The sequence below is a fragment of the Bacillus sp. JNUCC-22 genome (assembly GCF_018861275.1).
Taxonomy (GTDB): domain Bacteria; phylum Bacillota; class Bacilli; order Bacillales; family Bacillaceae; genus Bacillus; species Bacillus velezensis.
This window is the reverse complement of the sequence record NZ_CP076408.1, coordinates 2963654-2985775: the sequence shown is the minus strand read 5'-3', so window position 1 is coordinate 2985775 and position 22122 is coordinate 2963654. Positions and strand designations below refer to the sequence as shown.

At 47.6% G+C, this 22122-nt stretch carries 21 protein-coding genes; 4 read left to right on the top strand and 17 right to left on the bottom strand.

Features of this window, described 5'->3' with window-relative positions; genetic code table 11:
- Position 1: 1 nt before the first annotated feature.
- From JNUCC22_RS14525 to JNUCC22_RS14510, 4 genes are read right to left on the bottom strand one after another with little or no spacing between them, the layout of a single operon-like run.
- Positions 2-1483, bottom strand: coding sequence for a Na+/H+ antiporter subunit D (locus JNUCC22_RS14525; RefSeq protein WP_216061840.1), 1482 nt, complete (start codon positions 1481-1483; stop codon positions 2-4).
- Positions 1476-1817 (bottom strand): Na(+)/H(+) antiporter subunit C, encoded by a 342-nt coding sequence (locus JNUCC22_RS14520; RefSeq protein ID WP_003152063.1) that lies wholly within the window; start codon positions 1815-1817, stop codon positions 1476-1478. Before JNUCC22_RS14520 ends, JNUCC22_RS14525 begins: the two co-directional genes overlap by 8 nt.
- Positions 1817-2248 (bottom strand): Na(+)/H(+) antiporter subunit B, encoded by a 432-nt coding sequence (locus JNUCC22_RS14515; protein WP_007408670.1) that lies wholly within the window; start codon positions 2246-2248, stop codon positions 1817-1819. Before JNUCC22_RS14515 ends, JNUCC22_RS14520 begins: the two co-directional genes overlap by 1 nt.
- Positions 2245-4647, bottom strand: a complete 2403-nt coding sequence (locus JNUCC22_RS14510; RefSeq protein ID WP_061047115.1) for a Na+/H+ antiporter subunit A — start codon at positions 4645-4647, stop codon at positions 2245-2247. The genes JNUCC22_RS14515 and JNUCC22_RS14510 overlap by 4 nt, the downstream gene beginning before the upstream one ends.
- A gap of 243 nt (positions 4648-4890) precedes the next feature.
- Here JNUCC22_RS14510 and JNUCC22_RS14505 point away from each other — a divergent pair, with 243 nt between their 5' ends.
- Positions 4891-5109 carry a hypothetical protein gene (locus JNUCC22_RS14505; RefSeq protein ID WP_007613420.1) on the top strand — a complete coding sequence of 73 codons (219 nt, stop codon included), beginning with the start codon at positions 4891-4893 and terminating at the stop codon, positions 5107-5109.
- A gap of 42 nt (positions 5110-5151) precedes the next feature.
- Here JNUCC22_RS14505 and nupQ read toward each other — a convergent pair whose 3' ends face one another.
- The 6 genes from nupQ to malK form a co-directional block, all read right to left on the bottom strand.
- Positions 5152-6111: a guanosine ABC transporter permease NupQ gene (gene nupQ, locus JNUCC22_RS14500; protein WP_072589514.1), complete on the bottom strand. Its 960-nt coding sequence runs from the start codon at positions 6109-6111 to the stop codon at positions 5152-5154.
- Entirely contained in the window at positions 6112-7158 is a 1047-nt protein-coding gene (locus JNUCC22_RS14495) for an ABC transporter permease (protein ID WP_216061839.1), read from the bottom strand.
- Positions 7151-8683, bottom strand: coding sequence for an ABC transporter ATP-binding protein (locus JNUCC22_RS14490; protein ID WP_216061838.1), 1533 nt, complete (start codon positions 8681-8683; stop codon positions 7151-7153). The genes JNUCC22_RS14495 and JNUCC22_RS14490 overlap by 8 nt, the downstream gene beginning before the upstream one ends.
- Before the next feature lie 140 nt (positions 8684-8823).
- Positions 8824-9897, bottom strand: coding sequence for a BMP family lipoprotein (locus JNUCC22_RS14485; RefSeq protein WP_216061837.1), 1074 nt, complete (start codon positions 9895-9897; stop codon positions 8824-8826).
- A gap of 401 nt (positions 9898-10298) precedes the next feature.
- Positions 10299-11006: a response regulator gene (locus JNUCC22_RS14480; RefSeq protein ID WP_029326021.1), complete on the bottom strand. Its 708-nt coding sequence runs from the start codon at positions 11004-11006 to the stop codon at positions 10299-10301.
- On the bottom strand, positions 10999-12600 hold the full coding sequence (gene malK, locus JNUCC22_RS14475) for a malate sensor histidine kinase MalK (RefSeq protein WP_029326022.1): 1602 nt from the start codon (positions 12598-12600) through the stop codon (positions 10999-11001). The genes JNUCC22_RS14480 and malK overlap by 8 nt, the downstream gene beginning before the upstream one ends.
- A 174-nt stretch (positions 12601-12774) precedes the next feature.
- On the opposite strand from malK, the gene JNUCC22_RS14470 reads away from it, so the two are divergent.
- Entirely contained in the window at positions 12775-13332 is a 558-nt protein-coding gene (locus JNUCC22_RS14470; protein ID WP_007408662.1) for a YufK family protein, read from the top strand.
- A gap of 14 nt (positions 13333-13346) precedes the next feature.
- Here the strand turns inward: JNUCC22_RS14470 and JNUCC22_RS14465 are convergent, their stop codons facing one another.
- The 3 genes from JNUCC22_RS14465 to JNUCC22_RS14455 form a co-directional block, all read right to left on the bottom strand.
- Positions 13347-13760 carry a thiol-disulfide oxidoreductase DCC family protein gene (locus JNUCC22_RS14465; protein ID WP_007408661.1) on the bottom strand — a complete coding sequence of 138 codons (414 nt, stop codon included), beginning with the start codon at positions 13758-13760 and terminating at the stop codon, positions 13347-13349.
- Positions 13761-13781: 21 nt separating this feature from the next.
- On the bottom strand, positions 13782-15656 hold the full coding sequence (locus JNUCC22_RS14460; protein WP_012118304.1) for a transglycosylase domain-containing protein: 1875 nt from the start codon (positions 15654-15656) through the stop codon (positions 13782-13784).
- 89 nt (positions 15657-15745) lie between these two features.
- A complete protein-coding gene (locus JNUCC22_RS14455; protein WP_007408659.1) occupies positions 15746-16990 on the bottom strand; it encodes a multidrug efflux MFS transporter in 1245 nt (414 codons plus the stop codon).
- A 151-nt stretch (positions 16991-17141) separates the two neighbouring features.
- Between JNUCC22_RS14455 and kapD the strand changes: the two genes are divergently transcribed.
- Positions 17142-17759, top strand: coding sequence for a 3'-5' exonuclease KapD (gene kapD / locus JNUCC22_RS14450; RefSeq protein WP_003152084.1), 618 nt, complete (start codon positions 17142-17144; stop codon positions 17757-17759).
- A gap of 24 nt (positions 17760-17783) precedes the next feature.
- Here kapD and JNUCC22_RS14445 read toward each other — a convergent pair whose 3' ends face one another.
- The 3 genes from JNUCC22_RS14445 to JNUCC22_RS14435 all read right to left on the bottom strand — a co-directional run bounded on the left by JNUCC22_RS14445 (position 17784) and on the right by JNUCC22_RS14435 (position 20787).
- Complete coding sequence (locus tag JNUCC22_RS14445; protein WP_108654980.1) at positions 17784-18170, bottom strand: kinase-associated lipoprotein KapB; 387 nt, start codon at positions 18168-18170, stop codon at positions 17784-17786.
- Positions 18171-18217: 47 nt separating this feature from the next.
- On the bottom strand, positions 18218-19501 hold the full coding sequence (locus tag JNUCC22_RS14440) for a sensor histidine kinase (RefSeq protein ID WP_072589510.1): 1284 nt from the start codon (positions 19499-19501) through the stop codon (positions 18218-18220).
- 122 nt (positions 19502-19623) lie between these two features.
- Positions 19624-20787: a MalY/PatB family protein gene (locus tag JNUCC22_RS14435; RefSeq protein WP_007613397.1), complete on the bottom strand. Its 1164-nt coding sequence runs from the start codon at positions 20785-20787 to the stop codon at positions 19624-19626.
- Positions 20788-20873: 86 nt separating this feature from the next.
- On the opposite strand from JNUCC22_RS14435, the gene JNUCC22_RS14430 reads away from it, so the two are divergent.
- On the top strand, positions 20874-21134 hold the full coding sequence (locus tag JNUCC22_RS14430; RefSeq protein WP_003152094.1) for a DUF1871 family protein: 261 nt from the start codon (positions 20874-20876) through the stop codon (positions 21132-21134).
- Between the two features lie 24 nt (positions 21135-21158).
- On the opposite strand, the gene JNUCC22_RS14425 is transcribed toward JNUCC22_RS14430, so the two are convergent.
- Entirely contained in the window at positions 21159-21980 is an 822-nt protein-coding gene (locus JNUCC22_RS14425; protein ID WP_007408654.1) for an alpha/beta fold hydrolase, read from the bottom strand.
- Between the last annotated feature and the right edge of the window lie 142 nt (positions 21981-22122).

The window sequence follows — 22122 nt, the reverse complement described above, 5'->3', positions numbered from 1 at the left end:
TCTACTCCTTCAAAACAGCTTCAATGTATTTTTCCGGATTCAGCAGATTCTCAGCCGTCTGATTGACATACGGTGAAACCCATTCGGTTCCGAGCCCGAACAAAAGCGACAAAAGGAGAAAAGCGGCTGCCGGATAAAGAAGTCCTTTTGCGGACCGTCCGCCTGCGCCGGGGACTTCTTTTTCTTCTCCCCAAAAAGCCGTCGTAAAAACCTTCAGCACCGAATAGAGCACAAGCAGGCTGGATAAGAGAATCAATACGGAAAACAAAGTTTCCCCCTTATCGAACCCGCCTTCCGCGATCTTCAGCTTGCCCACAAATCCGCTGAACGGCGGGATGCCGGCCAGAGATATGGCTGAAATAAAGAACATCCATCCCAAAACGGGATAACGGGTGATCAGTCCGCCCATTTTATGCAGGCTGGCAGTGCCCGTCAATGCGATAAGCGTGCCGGCGAGCATGAACAGCGCTCCTTTAATCAGCATATCGTGAATCAAGTAATAAACCGCTCCTTGAATGGAGGCCGGCGTGTTCATGGCAATGCCGAACAAAATCACGCCGACGGCTGTAATAATATTGTAGATGACGATTTTCATGACATCCGAAAAGGCGATAGATCCGATTACGCCGAATAACACCGTCAGCATCGCAAGCCACATCATCAATTGGTGGGTAAAGCCCGTATCGTGAATAAAGATCAGGGTGAATACTCTTAAAATGGCGTACAGGCCGACTTTCGTCAAAAGAGACCCGAATAAGGCCGAAATCGCAGCCGGCGGGGCGTAATAAGAGCCCGGCATCCAGAAATACAGCGGGAATATCCCGCCCTTTAAACCGAAAACGACGAGAAGAAGGACGCCGATGACGGTGATCAGCCCGGTCTGGCCCGATTCACTTATTTTTACGCTTAGATCAGCCATATTCAGCGTGCCCGTCACCGCATATAAGTAACCGACGCCGATGACAAAAAACGCGGATGACACAATGTTAAACACGATATACTTCAATGATTCTCTTAATTGAATTTTCGTTCCGCCAAGCACGATCAGCATGTAGGACGCGATAAGCAGAAGCTCAAAAAAGACGTACATGTTGAACAGGTCACCCGTCAAAAACGCTCCGCTTACGCCGGCTAGAAGAAACTGCACCCCTGAATAATAGAAAGCGCGCTCCCTTTTTTCTCCGATGGAGCGGAAGGAGTACAGGGTGACGAGCAGCCCGATTATGGCGGTTGTCAAAACAAGCAGTGCGGCAAGCTGATCCGCGGCGAGCACAATGCCGTACGGCGCTTTCCAGCCGCCGAGTGACAGCGTCTGAATCCCGTGTGTAAAAACCGTCTGAACGAGAGCGGCGCTGATGACGATGGAGACACAGGAAGCGGCAGTGCTGAATATCCGCATCAGCATCACGTGCCTGTTCATAAAAATCAGCAGCACTGCGGCAAGCAGCGGCACCAGAATAGGCAATATCACAAAGTTATTCATGTTGATCATTTCCCCTCATTCGATCCATATCGTCCGTTTTCAGTTCCTGATAGGCGCGAAACGCCATCACAAGCAGGAAGGACGTGACGCCGAACGAAATAACGATCGCCGTCAGTATGAGTGCCTGCGGCAGCGGATCGACAAACGACGTGCTTTTTCCGCCCAGTATGGGAGGGGCGCCTTTTTTCAGTCCGCCCATGGTCAGAAGCAGCAAATGGACGCCGTGGCTTAAAAGCGCGGTGCCGATAATCACGCGCAGCAGACTTTTAGAAAGCAGCAGGTAGGTTGCCGCCATAAACAAAATACCGGCAATGACAGACATTAAGATTTCCATTATTCTTCCTCTCCAATCGTTTGAATAATGGTCATCGTCACGCCGACAACAACGAGATACACACCTAAATCAAACAAAGTGGCCGTCGCAAGCTCCGTATTCCCAAGCACAGGGAGATGAAAATGGCCGAATGTATGGGTGAGAAAGGGTGCTCCGAATAAGAACGAACCTGCACCCGTTGCAATCGCGATAAGCAGACCCGCGCCCGCCACATAAATAAAATTGACGGGCAAAATCGATTTGACGGTTTTTAAATCAAAGGCCAAAAGCAACAGCACGATGGCCGAAGACGTAATCAGTCCGCCGACAAATCCTCCGCCGGGAGCGTTATGCCCCGATAAAAATAAATAGAAAGAGAAAAGCAGAATGATAAAAGATACAAGCTTCGTTGCCGTCTGAAGGATGATGTCGTTTGTGTTTTGCTGTCTCAACGCTCTTCTCCCTCCTCTTTTACTTTCGTTCTGATCATGCCGTAAATACCGAGTGCGGCAATCGACAGCACCGTGATTTCAAACATCGTATCAAATCCCCTGAAATCAACGAGGATGACGTTGACGATATTGTTTCCTCCCCCGAGCTTATGGCTGTAAGCGGTGAAAAAGGAGGAGATGCTGTCTTTTGTTTTTTCGCTGGAAGACGCGATTCCGAGCATTGTCACGATGACGCCGACACCGAGAGAAATGATAAAATTCGTCATCCGGAATGTTCTTGTCTTCTTTTTCCGCCGCATTTTCGGCAGATGATAAAAACAAAGAAGAAACAAGGCGACGGATATCGTCTCAATGACGAGCTGCGTGAGCGCCAGATCGGGCGCTCTGAAAATCACGAAAAACAGCGCGAGTGTGTACCCGACAACACCGAGTGAGATAATGGCCGTCAGCCGCGATTTGGCGAACACAGTCGCAATCGTTGCGCTCACCATAACGAGGGACAGCACGATTTCATACAGGCCGATTTCAGCCATGCCTTTCGCTGTCATGGAAAAGCCGCCTTTTGTGACGAACGCCGTTCCGATGAGAATGATAAACGCCGCAAAGATATACAGCAGATAATCCCGCAAAAATCCGGTCATATAAGATGACGTCAGCTGGTAAGATCTTTTTTCCATACTGCCCGTCACCGCATCGTAAAGCTTGTTCAGCGTCAGTTTTTTCGGAAACAGACCGTACAAACGCTCCCATTTAGACAGCGTTACGTAACCGATCGTGCCGACAATGATGATGCCGAGGGTCATCATTACCTCAGCCGTCACCCCGTGCCACTGGGAAATATGGACATGGAATGTATCTCCGCCGGTTAACAGAGCCGGATAAATGGAGTTCATCGCCGGTTCAATCAGGCTGTAAGACAAAACGTTCGGTGCAAAAAACAGACTGACGGCGCAAGCGGCAAGAATCACCGGCGAAATCAGCATGCCGAGCGGTGCTTCATGCGGCGTCTTTTCAAGCTGATCAGGTTTGCGCGCGCCGCTGAACGTTCTGAAAAACAGCTTCATGCTGTAGATGAAAGTGAAGACGCTCCCGATCCATGCGAGAACGGGGAACAGCACGCCCCACGTATCCAGGCTGAAAATATCTGCATGAGCAATCCGCAGCATACTTGTAAAGAACATTTCTTTACTTAAAAAGCCGTTAAACGGAGGGAGGCCCGCCATGGAAAACGTTCCGATCAGTGAAACGGTGAACGTTACCGGCATAAGCGCCATCAGTCCGCCGAGCCTGCGGATGTCCCGTGTTCCCGTTTCATGGTCGATAATGCCGACCGCCATAAATAAACTTCCTTTAAAAGTAGCATGGTTAATTAAGTGAAACACAGCCGCGGTGACAGCCGCCGTAAAATACTCTGAATGCTGGTAATGAAGCGCGGCGGCTCCTGCGCCGAGCATCGATACAATCATACCGAGCTGGCTGACTGTGGAAAATGCCAGAATCGCTTTTAAATCGGTTTGTTTCATCGCATTAAAGGAAGCCCATACCATCGTGATCAGACCGACTGAGGCAACCGTCCAAAACCAGACGGGTGAAAATGCAAAAACCGGACTGAATCTGGCAATCAGATAAATGCCCGCTTTCACCATTGTAGCCGAGTGCAGATAGGCGCTGACAGGAGTCGGCGCCTCCATGGCATCAGGCAGCCAGATATAAAACGGAAACTGCGCTGATTTCGTAAAGGCCCCCAATAACAGGAGAACCATCGCCGGAATAAAGAACGGATGACCTGCGATAATATGCACCTGGTTGACCATTTCCCTGATACTGAAAGAATCCGTCATCAGATACAGCAGGATAAAGCCGCCGAGCATGCACAGCCCGCCGCCGACGGTAATCAATAGTGACTTTTCCGCACCGTAGCGTGATTTCTTCCGCTTATGCCAATACCCGATTAATAAGAAGGATGACAGGCTTGTCAGCTCCCAGAACATATAAAGCACGATGACGTTATCGACGAGCACAACGCCGAGCATCGCGCCCATAAACATCAGCAGGTACACATAAAAGGGGCCGAGCTTTTCTTTGTCCTTCGATAAGTAAAAAATACTGTAAAGCGTCACCAAAGAGCCGATGCCCGTAATCAATAAAGCGAATAACAGCCCGAGTCCGTCAAGATAAACAGTATAGTTAATACCGAGGGACGGAATCCATTCGGCCGCATATCGGACGGTTTCCCCAGCCATTGTTACAGGGAGCTTGCTGATAAAGTAAACAAACAGCACAACGGGCACTATCAGCACAAACCAGCCTGTATGGACTTGTTTTACCCGTTTATAAAGAAAGGGAACGATAAATGCAAATAAAAAAGGCGCCAAAATCGCGAAATGTAACAGCTGCAACAGAAGACCTCCTTTGCTTGTTTTTTCATCAAGCAACTGCTTTATGTAAGAGTGAATCAATCAATTCACGGTCATAGGACCCAGTACAAATTATATCGCACTTTTTTTTACCCTGCTACGGCATAATGTATTCCTTTCTGTGTTTTTGTGGTCTTTTGAACCCAAAATAAATTTATCAAATATCCTGATCTTTGTATATACATTTATCTTTCAGATCAAGCTTTTAAAGAAGGAGCTGATCAGATGAAGAGAAAGGCGGCGGCCTGTATTGGAATATTTTGTTCTATTATCGCAGGAACATTCATAGCAGACGATTTCTGCAAAACGCGGCAGCAGACGGAGACAGATAATTGGGAGCGTTTTTTTCTCGGTGCGGAATACGCGGAAGACAAGCTGAGTGCGGCTGAATCAATGCAAACACCGTTTCAGCCGCGTGAGTATATCAGAATCGTATATAGATGAAAAGAGTTCCGGCACAGGGTGCGGAACTCTTTTTTGTGGCAATCAGCGTTTTCCTTTAATGTAAGGGATGCCGTTGGCCTTAGGCGCATCCGCGCGGCCGATGAAGCCGGCAAGCGCGAGAATGGTCAGAATGTAAGGAGCCATCAGCATGTATACATTCGGAATGTCTTTGAACAGGGGCAAAAGCGAGCCGATAATGCTCAAACTCTGTGCAAACCCGAAGAACAGCGCAGCCCCGAGCGCGCCGATCGGATGCCATTTGCCGAAAACCAGCGCGGCGAGAGCGATAAAGCCTTGCCCGGAGATGGTGGAGTGCGTGAAATCAAGTGCGATCGTGGAAGCATACACACCGCCGCCGAGCCCGCCGAACAGTCCGCTGATCATGACGCCGATATAGCGCATGCCGAACACGTTGATTCCCATCGTATCGGCCGCCATCGGATGTTCCCCGACAGAACGGATGCGGAGGCCGAACGGCGTTTTGAATAAAATAAACCAGGAAACAAAGGCCAGTACGATGGCTAAAATCGACGTATAATATACGTCGGAAAAGAAAATCTTTCCTAAAACCGGAATATCGCTTAATCCGGGAATGTTCGTTTTGTAAAAGGGCTCCGGGATTTTATCAGTCTGCGCCTTTCCGTAGATTAGCTTGACGATAAACAGTGTCGTTCCTAACGCGAGCATATTGATCGCCACACCGGTTACCGTCTGATCGGCGCGGAAAGAAACCGCGGCGGCCGCGTGGATCAGTGAGAACAGTCCGCCGGCAATCATAGCCGCAGCCAAGGCGAGCCACGGAGCGGCGGCGCCAAGCTCGCGTCCGAAAAATAAGTTGAACATGACGCTTGTAAAGGCGCCGATAATCATCAGTCCTTCAAGACCGATGTTGACAACTCCAGATCTTTCAGAAAACACACCGCCGAGAGCAGTTAAAATAAGCGGAGCCGCATATACGAGTGTTGCCGGGACAATAATGGATAAAATCTGCAGGAAGTCCACTTACTTCGCCCCCTTTTTCTTCAATTTATCAAGGATGAGACGGATGGCGTAGCTTGATGCCACAAACAAAATAATAATGGCGATGACGATGTCAACAACTTCAGAAGGCACCCCGGATTCAATCGGCATATTTAATGCCCCGACTTTAAGGCCGCCGAGAAGACATGCCGCCAGAACCACGCCGATTGCCGTGCTGCCGCCGAGAAGCGCAACCGCAATGCCGTCGAAGCCGACGCCGGTAAAGGCGCCCTTAACCGCCGCGTATTGAAAGGTTCCGAGTCCTTCCATCGCGCCGGCAAGCCCTGCGAAGGCGCCGGAAATCATCATGGCGTACATCATATTTTTTCTGACGCTCATTCCGGCGTATTGCGCGGCGTGCTGGTTAAAGCCGACAGCCCGGAATTCAAATCCGCTTTTTGTTTTATGAATGATAAACCACATGAGGACTGCCGCAAACAGAGCGATCAGAATGCCCCAGTGAAGGCGGGAGTAATCTGTCAGCTGCTCTAAAAACGGCGAGCGGAGCGACGCGCTTTCATGAATTTTGTCTGTTTTGTCCCGGTGGTCCGTCATGACATCGGAAATGAGATAATTGGTTAAATGAAGAGCGATATAATTCATCATGATCGTGACAATCACTTCGTGGACAAAAAAACGGGCTTTTAAAAATCCGGGAATCAGGCCCCAAATGCCGCCCGCAGCCGCAGCCGCCAATAACGAAAGCGGAAGGTGGATGTAAGCGGGGGCGTCAAAGGAAGCGCCGACCCACACCGCGGCGGTCCAGCCGACAAGGAGCTGTCCTTCAACCCCGATATTAAACAGGCCGGTCCGAAATGCGAATGCCACGGCCAATCCGGACAAAATATATGGCGTAATCTGCCGGATCGATTCCCCGATGTAATACACTTCACCGAAAATGCCGCCCCAAAGAGCCGAATACCCGCTTACGACATTGTAGCCGCTGGCGAGCATGATGACCGCACCTGCAGCTAACCCAAGGATGATCGCAATCAGCGGCACAGCCAGATGAGAAAGTCGATTAATCATGTGTTTTCCCCGCCTCCATTTGCTTACTACCCGCCATTAAAAGCCCGAGCTCCTGCTCGTTTGTTTCAAGCGGATTGACGTTTGCGATGATGCTGCCTTCAAAGATGACGGCGATGCGATCGCTGAGATTCATTATTTCATCAAGTTCAAAAGATAACAGAAGCACCGCTTTACCGGCATCACGCTGCTCAATGAGCTTTTTATGGACGAATTCAATCGCGCCGACATCGAGTCCCCGCGTCGGCTGGGCCGCAATTAAAAGATCCGGATTTCTGTCCACTTCCCGGCCGATAATGGCCTTTTGCTGATTCCCCCCGGAGAGAGCGCGCGCAGGCGTATATTCATCAGGTGTTCTGACATCGTATTCTTCAATCAGGCTTCGCGCTTTGTCATAAATCGTGTGTTTATTTAATATGCCGAAAGAAGAGTAGGGCTTTTGATAATAACTTTGCAGCACGATATTTTCTCCGATCGGAAAATCAAGGACGAGCCCGTGTTTATGCCGGTCCTGCGGAATATGCCCGATGCCGGCTTCAGTGACTTTCCTGGGCGGCATGTTTTGCAGCTGTTTGCCGTTTAACGTGATCGTGCCGGCATTTGTTTTTCTGAGACCTGTAATGGCTTCAATTAATTCAGACTGGCCGTTTCCGTCAACGCCCGCAATGCCGACGATTTCACCGGCTCTGACTGAGAGGGAGAGCTGTTTGACCGCCTCAACGCCGCGCGCGTCCTTCACCGTTACATCAGAAAGCGAAAGCACTTCTTGTTTCGGATCGGCCGGCTTTTTATCCGTCTTGAATGACACTTCGCGTCCGACCATAAGGCTTGCCAGTTCATCTTGATCCGTATGTGCGACATCGAGTGTTGTAATGCCTTTTCCTTTCCGGATAATGGTGACACGGTCGCAGACTTCCATAATTTCTTTTAATTTGTGGGTGATGAGGATAATCGATTTTCCTTCATTGACAAGATTTTTCATAATCTGAATCAGTTCTTGAATTTCGTGCGGAGTCAGCACCGCGGTCGGCTCGTCAAAAATGAGAATGTCGGCGCCCCGGTAGAGGGTCTTTAATATTTCCGCCCGCTGCTGCATACCGACGGAAATATCGGCAACTTTGGCTTCAGGATCAATGTGCAGGCCGTAACGGTCGGAAATATCGCGCACGTCCCGGTCGGCGCGCTGTCTGTCAATTCGGCCGAATGTTTTCGGCTCTTTTCCGAGAATGATATTTTCTGAGACGGTAAAGGTATCCACAAGCATAAAATGCTGGTGCACCATCCCGATGCCGAGATCGTTGGCTTTGTTCGGGCTGTTGATGTGAACAAGTTCGCCCCGCACCCGGATCTCGCCTTTTTCCGGCTGATACAGGCCGAATAAAACGTTCATGAGTGTCGATTTTCCGGCGCCGTTTTCACCGAGAAGGGCGTGTATTTCGCCTTTTTTCACTTGAAGCGTGACGTCATCATTGGCGACGATTCCGGGAAACTCCTTGCGTATATTAAGCATTTCAATGATATAATCCACCGATTTGACGCTCCTTTTCAGAGATACTTTGATGAGAAAGAGCTTGGCAAAAGAAAAGCTGCAAGAGATGCAGCTTTTCCTTCACCGCTCTTTTCATAAAAGAGAGGGGATAAGACGGAAGTCTCCTTATCCCCTGATTCTTACTCAGCCTTGAAGGATTTCAATTCTTTTTCAGTTGAAGGGATCTCGAGTCCGTCCGCGATTTTCTTCTTCCAATCGTCTGTTGCTTTGATGACATCGTCAGAAAGGTTCTCCTTGTGATCCGAGATGCCGACTGCATCTTGCGCCAAACCGTATGTTAATGTTTTGCCGCCCGGGAATTTCCCGTCACTCGCTTTTTTCGTTAAGTCCTCTACGGCTGTATCCACTTTTTTGACCATTGATGTGAGAGTGACATTGTCTTTTGTGCCTTTGACTTGACCTTCCTCGTACTGGTCTTTATCAACACCGATAACCCATACGTTCCGCTTCGGATCTTCTTTTTTCAGATTTTTCGCTTCTGTGAAGACGCCCGTTCCCGTTGCGCCGGCCGCGTGATAAATGACGTCAACGCCTGATTTGTACATGCTTTCAGCCGTCGCCTTGCCGACATCAGCTTTGTCAAATCCGCCCGCATATTTCACTTCGACGGTCGCTTTCGGATTTGCGGCTTGTACACCCGCGCGGAAGCCGATTTCGAATTTTTTGATCAATTCAGACTCCATTCCGCCCACGAATCCGACTTTTCCCGTTTTGCTCGATAGCGCAGCGGCCGCTCCCACGAGGAATGAACCTTCCTGCTCTTTAAATGTAAGGCTCGCCACGTTGTCTTTTTTGACAACGGCGTCAATGATCGCAAAATTTGTGTCTTTGCGCTGATCGGCGATTTCGCTGATGGAATCCTGCATCAGATACCCGACGCCGTAAATCAGGTCAAAGTGCTCCCGCGCTAATTTATTTAAGTTCGTTGTATAATCTGCATCTGATTTTGATTGAAGGTAGTCAAAACCGCTTTTGCCTTTTGTAAGCCCGTTGTCTTTTCCGAATGCCTGGATGCCTTCCCAGGCGGACTGGTTAAATGATTTGTCATCGACACCGCCGATATCCGTTACCATGCCGACGGTAAAGTTTTTGCTGCCGGAGCCGTTTGCTTTGTCACTTGAACCGCATGCGCTTAATATGGTTCCGGCCGCCGCGATGAGCGCCATCGCCATTCCGATTTTGCGTTTTTTCAAAGATATAACCCCCCTGTAAAATATGGCTGTGCCGTTCAATTCAGACTTGAGTCCCCGTACCGGATGCAGAATCGAAAAAACTTTCTGATAATAACGATGAGACGTCTCTCTTTTTCCCGGCTTGAGCGGCTGTCTCTTCCGGGTTCGGGACTTATGACTTACCTGAAAAGATCTGCTAACCAATCATAATTTATCATTTTACCCGCCATAAATAAATAGAAATTTGCTTATTTTTTAAAAAATATCAATTTTATGAATCGGCTTCCTCATCTGGATAAAACAGAGGAGGATCAGCCAGGTCATTATCCTTATATAGCATACAAAAAAGGAATCTCAAGCCTTTTGTCACGGGATATGACAGTAAAAAAGCACCGTTCACAGCGGAACGGCGCTTTTTGACATTATAAATATTGTTTGATGCTGCTGACATTGCCTGTGTTGATATGGTATTGAAAGACGGGCCTTCCGATTGTGCCGTACGCCATCTCTACATTCAGCACTTGAATGTCTTCCAGAAATTTAAGGTACTTCCGAATGGAGACTTGTGAGATTTCAGTATGCTTGGCGAGATCTTCCGTAGTAAAAGAACTGTCGCCGAAAGACTCAATGCTCGCCCAGATGAGTTTAAGCGTGCTTTTTGTCAATCCCTTCGGAAGGTGAACCTTTTCCGCCGCTTCTTTCTTTTGAAAAAGCTCGGCATCCAATTCTTTCTGTGTCATGCTTCTGTGTGATTGATAAACTTTCTGCTTGCGTCTGTAGTCGGAAAGAGCGGTTTGAAAGCGGTCGAATTCAAATGGTTTGATTAAATAATCGACGGCGCCGTACCGAAGCGTTTTTTTGATGACGTCCAGCTCGCTTGCGGCCGAAATGACGATGACATCAACCGATTCATTCTGCTTGCGGATTTCCGTTAAAAGCTCAAGCCCGTTTTTTCCTGGCATGTAAATGTCAAGAAGGATGAGATCGATATGATGCTCGCTCAGCACGTGCAGCGCGCTTTGAAAGGATGATGCGATCCCTTTCAGCTGAAATCCTTCAATCTGGCTGAGATAGCGCTTATTTAATTCACCCACCATGGGGTCGTCTTCAACTATAAGTACATTAATCATCATTTTCCTCCTTCGGTTCATACGGAATGCGAAGACTGAAAGTCGTTCCTTCATTCTTTTCACTTGTCACAATCATATGGCCTTTTAAATTTTCTGTTGCCTGCTGGGTGAAATAGAGGCCGAACCCCCGGTTTGTCCCTTTCGTGGAATAACCTTGTTCAAAAATACGGGCTTGGTCTGCTGCAGACATTCCGGCTCCCGTGTCCGTAATCTCTATATCAAGCTGGCGATCCTGAAACCGCATCGAGCACGTAATGTTTTTTTTCGGCATCTGCGCCACCGCATCGAGCGCGTTGTTTAACAGGTTTCCGATAATCGTAATGAGCTCATGGATGACGGCCGGATCTGCCGCATTCGGGATCAGGCTGCCGAGCTGAATGTCCAGATCAGCGCCCTGTTCGCGTATGTAGCTTTGTTTTCCTAGAAGAAACCCTGCGAGAACCGGACTTTTGACATCACTTATAATCTCGCTTGTTTCCGTCTTCTGCTGAATGGCAATGTCTTTAATGTAAGTGCCGAGATCATCGTATTCTTTTAATTGGACAAGCCCTAAAATGACATGAAGCTTATTCATGAATTCATGAGACTGGGCTCTTAATGCGTTTGCATACATTTTAACACCGGACAGCTGTTCTGCTAAATGTTTGACCTCCGTTTTGTCCCTGAACGTGGCGATCGCTCCGACGGTTTGTCCTTTCAGATGAATCGGAACCTCATTAAAGACCAGCTCAAGCCCGTTAATGCGGATATCCCTGTCCTGAAGCGGTTTTTTCGTTTCAATCACTTGTTTCAGCCGGCTTTTCGGGAGAATATCGTTCACATCTTGATCGACCGGATTAGTCGGAATACCCATTTTAATAAAAAGCCGTTTCGCCTCTGCATTGGCGAGCTTTATTTTTCCCCGCGCGTCAACCGCCAGAATGCCTTCCTTCGTTGATTCGAGCATGGCGCTCCGCTCTTCCAGGAGGGTGGCGATTTCATAAGGCTCAAGACCGTACATAATGTTTTTGACGGTGCGGGCGACAATGACGGCTCCGATGACGCCGACAAAAATACTTACGCAGATGATGAAATAAAGCGGTCTCAAACTGTGGCTGACGACATCCTGTATTTTGTTAAGCGAAATTCCTACCGAAACGACGCCCACTTGTTTTTTATCTTTTCCATAGATCGGTACGAAGGCTCTCATGGATTTTCCGAGAGTTCCCGCTGATGTGCTCGTTTTGATATGCCCGTGCATCGCCGGCTGTTCATCTCCGCCGGTGAATTTCTTCCCGATTTTATTTGCGTCGGGGTGGGTGAGGCGGATGCTGTTCATATCCATCACCACGACAAATTCGGTCCCTGTCGTATGCTGGACGTCTAATGTATAATCCCGGAGCTCTTTCAGCCCTTTTCTTGTTTGCAATGCCTGCGCGACACTCGGTGTTTCCGCGACCAGCTTTGCGGTGCGCAGCGCGGTCGTCCGTTCTTCTTCTTTCACGCGGTCTGCTGTTTGGACGCTGATCGTGAAAAAGGTGATACAAAGTGCGATAAGGACGACAATACAGACGAATATCGTTAATCGGGTTTGCAATTTTAATGTTTTTTTCATAACAGCCTTCCTTACGTTTATCATTCCCGCGTTCTACTTTACTCCGAAAAAGCCGGTTTGTGAAGATCAGGCCCTTATTTCGTAAAAGTGAGGAAAAATGGTATTTTTTATCTTGTCAATGTGTTTTAAGTCCTCCATAATAAGTGAGGTAGATTACAGAAAGGGACTTTTTATATGAAAAATACTTATTGGACGGGTTATTTTCCGCTCGTTGCGATTCTGCTTTTTAGTTCGTCATTATCCATTTCTACCTCGCTTTATGTCATGAAGATACTTCAGACGCTCGGCATGTATCAGGGGATGCTGGATTATTTCTCTGAGAAAGGGATCAGACTGGCGCTTTTTGCAGCGTTCGCCCTTGTGTATTTTATGCTTTTTTCGGCTTTGAAGCTGATTGCAAACACAGTGACAGAGCTGTCTCTTTTGTTTTTCACAAATGACCCTGAAGGGGACAATCTGAAAAAAATCAGATTAGGCTCTTTAATTTATGTAGGCGGAGGAATTCTTTCCTTTGCGCTCGTGCAGAATGGTTTTTGGATTGCGGCGTTATTTGCCGTTGTTACGCTCGTTTATTTGATTTTCATGGTGTACAGAATCTATTCGACACTCTCGATCGTTTCGCTGATCGGTTTTATATTGCTTGAGATTCTGTTTTGGTTTACTTTTGTTATCGGTATTTTGTACATCTTTATCAAGCTTTATAATAGCATAATGGCTAGCTTACCTGTGTAAGCTAGCCATTTTTGTTAAGACAGAAATCTGTTTTTGATCTCAGGGGAGGGGAGCATGCATGCTTCCCTTTTTCCGAACCATTTGTAGCGGCGCCGGGCGATGAAAGAATAGGCTCTGTCCCTGAGGGGGCGGGGCACTGCGAAAAAAACCGCTGACAGCCGCCAGGCTCCGCGGAGATGACGGGAAACCTTTAACACGGCTGCGGATTTTTTGTATATCCGCCCGTTTTCGATAAAAATCATGCTGTCAAATTGTTCTGTCGGAAGTCCTTCTGATGCCAAAAGCTCCCGGGCGGTATCTGATTGCAATGATGCAAATGAGATTTTGCCGGCCGGATCGCGTTTAATGATGAATTGAACGGCGCCGTTGCATAAGTTGCAGACGCCGTCAAACAAAAGCACGCGATCCGGAAGCTGAGCTGGTTTCAAAGCGGATCCCCTCCGTTATCTTTAATAAGCTGCCTGCAGCGTGTTTTTCCAGATCGAAAGCTGAGGGCTTGCGTCATGAAGATATTCGACGCTTGACGGTGTATCCTTGCCGACCCATACCCCCATCGTATAAGCGTCCGTCAGACCGACAAACCACATATCGTGATAGTCATTTGACGTTCCTGATTTTCCGCCGACGTACGGAGCTTTAAAGTTCGCTTTTTTTCCTGTACCGCTTTTGACGACGGCTTTCATCATTTCTTTGATCTGCATGTTGGTCCGCACGCTGAATACCTGCGTCGGCTCATCTTTCCATTTTAATATCGTTTTTCCTTTTAAATCAGTCACTTTCGTAATCGCGTGACTCGGCGTATAAACGCCGTTGTTGCCGAACGTGGTGTACGCATTGGTCATTTCAAGCGGCGTCATGCCGTTTGTAAAACCGCCCAGCGCCGCAGGCAGACGGTAGTCCGCGCTGACCAGCTTCGCGAAATGAAACGGTTCAAGGTAGCTGAACGCCTTATTGACGCCGACGCGGTCCATGATTCTGATGGCCGGTGTGTTGTACGAGTATTTAAACGCCGTTTCCAGCGTGACCGTACCGTACGTGCGGTTATTGTAGTTTTGCGGACAGTAATCCGCACTGCAGAATTTGCTTGCGTCAATCTTGCTGTGTGGCGTTGCGCCGGTCTTTTCAATGTAAGGTCCGTAATCAAGCAGCGGCTTAATGGATGAACCGGGCTGCCTGTATGCCTGATAGGCACGGTTGAAATCATATTTATGGTAATCTTTCCCGCCTGAAAGCGCGATAATCTGATGTGTCTGATGATTAATCACGGCCGCTCCGCCTTGGACGCCTGCATACGGCAGATTTTGATTCACTTGGGCGACGACCTGGTTTTGCATATACGGATTCAGCGCCGTATAAATTTTCACGCCGTCTTTTAACAAAGTGCTGACTCTGTCTGAAAGCTCACTCTGTATTTTTTGTTTCGCCTTTCCGGAAGCTTTTTCAAGACGTTTGTCATAGCCTTCGGATGATGAAACAAGCTGTGTGAATTCATCATTTACATAGGAAACATAGTCAGGATATTTATTTGTTTTTTCGTTTATATCAAGCTTGATCTTTTCCTTTTCGGCTTTTTTCAGCTGTTTCCCGGATATAACGCCTGCTTTTTTTAATCCGTTAAGCAATCTGACTTGTCGTTTTTTCGTATAATCAAAATGCTTGAGAGGATCATATAATGTAGGGTTATTAGGGATGGCGCAGATAAAGGCCATTTCTCCCAAAGTGAGAGATTTCAGCGGCTTGCTGAAATAAAATTGTGCCGCCGAACCGACACCGTATACGCCGTTATTAAAATAAATCGTATTTAAGTAGCCTTCTAAAATCTCATCTTTGCTGTATTTTTTCTCAAGCTGATAGGAATAGGCAAGCTCCGTCAGTTTTCGGCTGAAGGTGCGTTCGTGGCTTAAATACACATTCCTTGCCAGCTGCTGGGTGATGGTGCTGGCGCCCTGATCAATTTTATGATCTTTGAAATTGGAGGCGGCCGCCCTGACCATCCCCATAAAGTCAAACCCTTTATGCTCATAAAAATGACGGTCTTCAGAGGTTAAAAACAGTTGTTTTACCTCATTCGGTATTTTATTAAAGGGCACGATCACGCGGTTCTCATGATCGCTGACAATCTCAGAAACAAGGCTTCCGTCCCTGTCATACATGTAACTGTTTTGAACCAGGTTGATCGCTTTTAAATCAATATGTTTATCGAGCACCTGATCAAAAGGCTTGATTTGTTTTACCTCTTTGCCGGAAGCAATAACTGTAAATGCACACAACGGGATAATGCCGAGCAGCAAAATCCATCCGATTATTTTACGTACCATGGTCACTCTCTTTTCTCCTGATTTCTAGCCATATCGTATCATTCTTTTAAGAATACGAGAAGGTTAAATTTAGAAGAAATCGTGATCGCTGCCGGTCAGCCCGCATTTGACGCTGTATCCTTTTGCAGATGTCCCGCCATCCATAAGAGCCCCGCGCCTATTAAAAAGAGAAAGGCGGTGACGTAGAAAGCAGCCGAAATGGAAAAACCGCTCGAGACCGCACCTCCGAGCAGAGGGCCGAGCACATTTCCGAGAAAACGAAAGCTGACGTTATAGCCGAGCACCTCTCCCTGGATGCTGCCCGGCGCCCTGACGCGGATTGCGGCCGTAATGCAGGGGAGCGTGCCGCCCATGACCATGCCGAACAGAAATCTGAAGACTAACAGAATGGAGAGGGAGGAGGCGAGCGCCTGCGGAATGAAAAACACCGCTGAGGCAATCAAAAGCACGATTAAAATCCGGCTGTGGCCGAAGCGGTCGCCGAAGTCCCCCCATTTCCGGGCAAGCAGTAAGCTTCCGAGTCCGGTCGCTGAAAACGCCATTCCGGAGAAAAAGGCTAAATTAACAGGTCCGTGCAGCTCATTGACATATAAAGCGAGCAGCGGCTGGATGCTGAAATTGCCGGTCTGCACGATCATAGTAAGCACCATCATCGCCCAAAGCGCGGGCTGGTGAAAAATATAAGAGAGCACCTGTTTTCTGGAATAGGTTTTCCGCTTGTTTTGTTTCTCGCCGAGCGGCTGCTCATTGACCTGAAATAAAACGAGAAGCACAGATGCGAAAATGACAAAAGACGTAATAAAAAATGTGTACGTAAACCCGAAGCTGTCAGCGAGCAGCCCGCCCAGCATCGGTCCGAATAAAGTGCCTGACACCTGACCCATCTGCAGCGTGCCGAGCGTCTTCCCGGCAGTCTCTTTCGGCGTCTGCGCCGAAATCATGGCAAGCGATGTCGGAACAAAGCCTGTTACTAGACCCATAAGCAGCCGCAGGACAAACAGCTGATAAACGGATGTCACAAACCCCATCAATAAAATGCTGACGGCAATGCCGGTTCCTGTAATCAAGAGAATTTTTTTGTAGCCGCGCTTATCGCCGAATCTTCCCCAAAACGGGGAAATCACAAACGCCATTAAAAACGTGACGCCGAACACATACCCGCTCCATCTCTGCACATACCCGCCCGAATGGGGGCTGATCGTTTCGATATATAACGAAAGAAACGGAACAATCATGGTCATGCTGGCGGAAATAAAGAAATTTGTAATCCAAATGACGACGAAGTTCTTCTTACGGACAGAAATAACATCACCTTCTTTACTTTTCGTGTATCTAATCATTAGTATATAGGAATGAATCCGGTATTTGTATTTTCGATGCGGATATAGGAAAATTCATTATTTTTAGAAAATCAAGAAAGTTTCAGAGGGGAAACTGATATACTATCATAAAATATCATTTTTGATCGGAGGAAAGGCAGGTGTAAAAAAAGTGGATCAGCGCAGTCTGCTCATTATTGATTTTGAATTTACAATGCCTGACGGAAAATACAGCCCGCAAAATTTCTTTCCCGAGATTATTGAAGCGGGGATTGTCAAGACGGTGAATGATGAAGTGACTGAAACGTTTTCGAGTTATATCAAACCGAAAAAATTTCCGAAGCTGACGAAACGATGCAAAACCTTTCTGAATATCACCCAAAAAGACGTGGACGGCGGAATCACGTTTAATGAATTCATCCGCAAATTAAATGAGCTTGATCCTGATAAAAACTGTACGATCGTCACCTGGGGCAATATGGATATGAAAGTGTTAAAGCAAAATTGCATGTTTAACCACATCCCTTTTCCGTTCAAAGGAGAACTTCGGGATCTGTCCCTTGAATACAAAAACTTCTTCGGCGACAGAACATTGACCGGCCTTTGGAAAGCGGCAGAAGAGTATGGCGATAAAGGGACGGGCACGCATCATAAAGCGCTGGATGATGCGCGGACGACATACAAATTATTCAAGCTTGTCGAGCGGGATAAACAATATCTTGAAAAACCGAAACCTCCGACGATCGGTGATCGCGTCGATCTGACTGAACTGTTTCGCCGGGCCACATAAAAAAACCCAATCATGCCGACTGGGTCAAGTTCTTTTAAAATAGTCACGCTCTAACGCGGCCAAGTTGTCGAGCGAACGTTCCGCCCATTCTGAGCCGTCCGCTGTAAGCTGATCTTTCAGCCGGGCAGACGCCGCTTGTAAGGAAGCCGTATAATCAGGCATCTCGCCATCAAACGGTTTGACCATCTGATGCGGTATGTTTGTCTGTTCCCCGAATGCAAGCGCTCTTCTTTCATGAAAAAACGGAACATCCGCCTGCTTCGGATGATGAAGATCTCCTTGAGCGGGATGCGTCAGAACGGCTTTAATTTTCACTAAATAGTGATTGGGCCTGACGTCTGTCACTTCCCCTATGTATGCTCCTGTTTTATAAAACCCTTTTACGATTGTGCCGATTTCAAACGTATTCATAGCGTTCACCTCTCTCTAGTTATTCTATAAAAGATCAACGCGGTTGGCTAGTGAACAGCTGCCGGAAGCCTGACTGAGGCTGTTGTGCCCGAGTGCTCGCCGCTGGTGAAACAGACGGAGCCTTCATGATGCTGAATAATCGAGAATGTCACGGTAAGCCCGAGCCCGGTGCCGTTCGTTTTCAGCGTATAATATGGCTTGCCGAGTTTCTGCAGTTCTTCATCGGACATGCCGATTCCGTTATCCGTAATCTGAATGAGAATTATCTCTTCCTGTTTTTGGACGGAGACCTCGATTCGGCCGTTTTCAGAGGGCACAGCTTCAATACTGTTTTTAATCAGATTAATGAAGGCTTGTTTTAGTTTTTTTACATCGCCGAACACATATAAATCAGGCTCGCTTTGAACAGTCACGGTCACCGATTTAAAATTGGCATAAGACTCCATTAAGGAACCTGTTTCCTTTACGAGCAGAGAAATATCAAACTTTTCTTTTTCATAGTCATCCTGCTTCGCCATATCGAGATAATTCGTAATGATCGTCTGAGCCCGGTCGAGTTCGGACAGCACAAGTTTCTGATATCCGGAGTGGGATTTGTCCTGAAGCTGCTCGCCGCTGAACAGCAGCTGCACAAAACCTCTGACGACCGTAAGCGGATTGCGGACTTCATGGGCGACGCTTGCCGCAAGCTCGCTGACGACGGCCATTTTTTCTGAGTGAATCAGCCTTGCCCGCATGGACGCATTCTCATCAATGATCTCAATCAAATAAATGCACAGCAAAAGGGCGCTGACTTGAAAAAAAACAGATACTGCCGCCTCATAATAAACGGAAGATAGATTTTGAAAATTGAAAATATTGGTCGCGGAATAGATGAAGACAGATGCGGTTAATAAGGCGGTTTCAGTGCAGCCGATGAGAAGAGCGAAAAGCAGTTTCTTCCGCTTTGAAAAAAAAGGCCATTTCGTTTGGAGCTGGATAGGGATGATGATTAAAAAAGGAATTAAGGATAAGAAAAAAAGAGCGGAAGGTTCAAACCATATGAGCTGAAAAAAAACGGATGCCGCCCCTGCGGCAAGTCCTGCGGCGGTACCGGAATAAAGCAGGCAGACGATAATGGGAATCAGCTGCAAACCGTAACGGACGGAATGAAGCTCCTGGATGGGAAAAGCCGTACATAATAAGGAAGATGACGCTGCAAATACGGCGACCAGCAGGCGGTTCGCTCTCGGCACAAGCAAATCGGGCTTGCTGAGCCAGAAGACTTGATAAAGAAAAATAGGGAATAAAATAAAAGAGAAGTGAAGCAGGTAATCCTTTACAATCTCCATTTATGCGAAATCCTTTCCTATGTAAATATGAATCTATTATAACATCTTTACCGGAAAAAAAAGTATATATTTCTCTAAAGCGAACGCCCTTATCTCATCTGATAAAGGCGTTCTTTCCGCTGCTAAGCGAGCGCTGCTTTCATTCTCTCAAGCCCTTCTTTTACGGCGGCGGCTGAACAGCCGACATTAAGTCTCATAAATCCTTCGCCGCCCGGTCCGTATTTTGTTCCCGGCTCTAATATGATTTTCCCTTTTTTGAGCATTCTTTCTTTGAGCTCGGCATCCGAAAATCCGTATTCGCTGAAATCCATCCAGATCAAATAGGAAGCGTCAGGCTTCATCATGCGGACTTTCGGCAATTCTTTTCTTAAAAAGTCCTCAGCCAATTTCATATTCCCTTCAATGTAAGGAATCAGCGCGTCAAGCCAAGGGCCTCCCTTTGTATAGGCCGCTTCGATTGCTGCAACCGCAAATGTGTTGAGGCTGGAAATTCCGTTCTGATGCAATGCGGCGGAGAATTTCGCCCGCTTATACCGATCGGGAATGATAATGGCGGATGCCTGAATGCCGGCAATATTAAACGTCTTGCTCGGCGCGACACAAGTAACGGAAATCCGCGCAAACTCCTCAGACAGAGAAGCGAAAGGCGTATGCGGCTTTCCGTACAGCATCAAGTCGGAATGTATCTCGTCAGAAACGACGGTGACGTTATGGGCGGCGCACAGCGATCCGAGCTTCATAAGCTCATCCCGGCTCCACGCTCTGCCGGACGGATTGTGGGGATTACAAAGAATCATCAGCTTGACCTCAGAATCGCTCAGCTTTTTCTCAAGATCCTCAAAATCCATGCAGTAGACGCCGTTTTCTTCCCGTAATGGGTTATGTAAAACCTGCCGTTTGTTTTCCTTGATCATCTGATAAAAAGGCGTATACACAGGTGATTGAATCAACACCGGATCGCCCGGTTCGGTAAAGGCTTGTACGGCCATGCTGATTGCCGTGACAACACCGGGACTGAACGCGATGCTTGCGGGATCGGGCCGGTAGCCGTGCCGCGTCTCAAGCCATGAAGCGACGGCTTCTCTTGTGTTTTCGTCAGGAGACGTATAACCGAATATGCCGTGGTCAAGGCGGGCTTTTAAGGCGTCAGTGACCGCTTCGGGAGCGCGGAAATCCATATCGGCAACCCACATCGGAAGCGCATCCGATACGCCGAATAACGCTTCCGCCTTGTCCCATTTCACCGATTGTGTGCCAAGACGGTTTTCTCGAAGATCAAAGTTCATGTATGTCACTCCTGTAGTATCATTATTTTGCACAGCGTATCTATGATAAAATAGAATTGCAAACTTTATTATAAGCGGTGATGAAAATGGAAGAAAGCCAAGCGGTCATGGAAATGATGAAAATCATTGCCAAGTGGGACCCGTTTAAATATGGAGAAGATTTTTATGAGACAGAAGCCGTCGACATCGTTCAGGCCGTCTACAGTGAAGACCGTGCCGACAAGCTGGCAGCAGCCATTCAGGATATCTTTGAAGCTTCATTTGAGCAAAAGCTTCCGATCGAAGGATGCCAAAAGGCCGCTGAGCAGCTTCTGTTCATAAAAGAAAGCAGCTCCTGCACCCCTTAAAAACCGGCGGTTCCGCCGGTTTTTTTATTGAATAAATTCAAAAATCCGCTCCGAAACAAACTCCGGGCGCTCTTCGGGTACGAGGTGCCCCGTATCCTTGAGTGAATACAGAATGGAATCCGGCAGGTCGTCATGAAGCCGTTTTCCGACTGAGACCGGAACGACACGGTCTTCTTCTCCCCAGATTAAAAGAGCGGGGTTTTGCACTTTCTTCAAATCCTCGGGCTCTAAATCGCCCTCCCTATGTCTGATAAACCTTGTCATCGCTTTGAAAATCTGGCGGTCTGTAAATGGTTTTTCGTAACCGTCAATCATTTCCTGATCGATAAGCGTCCGGTCGTGAACGACATTTAACAGGTTGTTCAGCACGCCGTCTTTTGAAAGCCAATACTTAAGATACAGGTCAAAACAAGGGAGATGCGTCCCGAATATAATCGACGGGTGCGAGCGCTTTAAATACCCCGAGCTGCACAGCAGGACGATTTTAGAAAAAAGCTCGGGTCTGAGAAGAGACGCGGATAAGGAAATCTGGCCGCCCATTGAATGGCCGATGAGTGCGGCCCGGCTGATACCGAGCTTTTCCAGAAGTCCGATCAGAAGCTTGGCGAGGTTTGCGTAAGTATATACGAAAGTCCGTGACTTTTCCGATTGCCCGAAAGGAGGCAGGTCAACGGCGATAATATCATAATGGTTTCTGAGCAGCGGGATCAGTTTTCTGAAGCTGAATGCCGAAGATAAAAAACCGTGTACGCAGACGAGTGTCTGTCTGCCGGGATTTTCATAATGCTCGTAATACAGCTCAACTCCGTCTATCGCAGCCCGTTTAATCGGTGAAACAGCTTCCATGAGAGCCTTCGCCGTCCTTTCTTTGTTGTAATGTAGAGGCTTTTTTGATTGTCAGATTTTAGCTCTGGTTTCTTTCGGGTTTTTCTTAGCATTTGTCGAAAATCGTGATATAATGTCATGAAGATTTTTGATAATGCAAAGG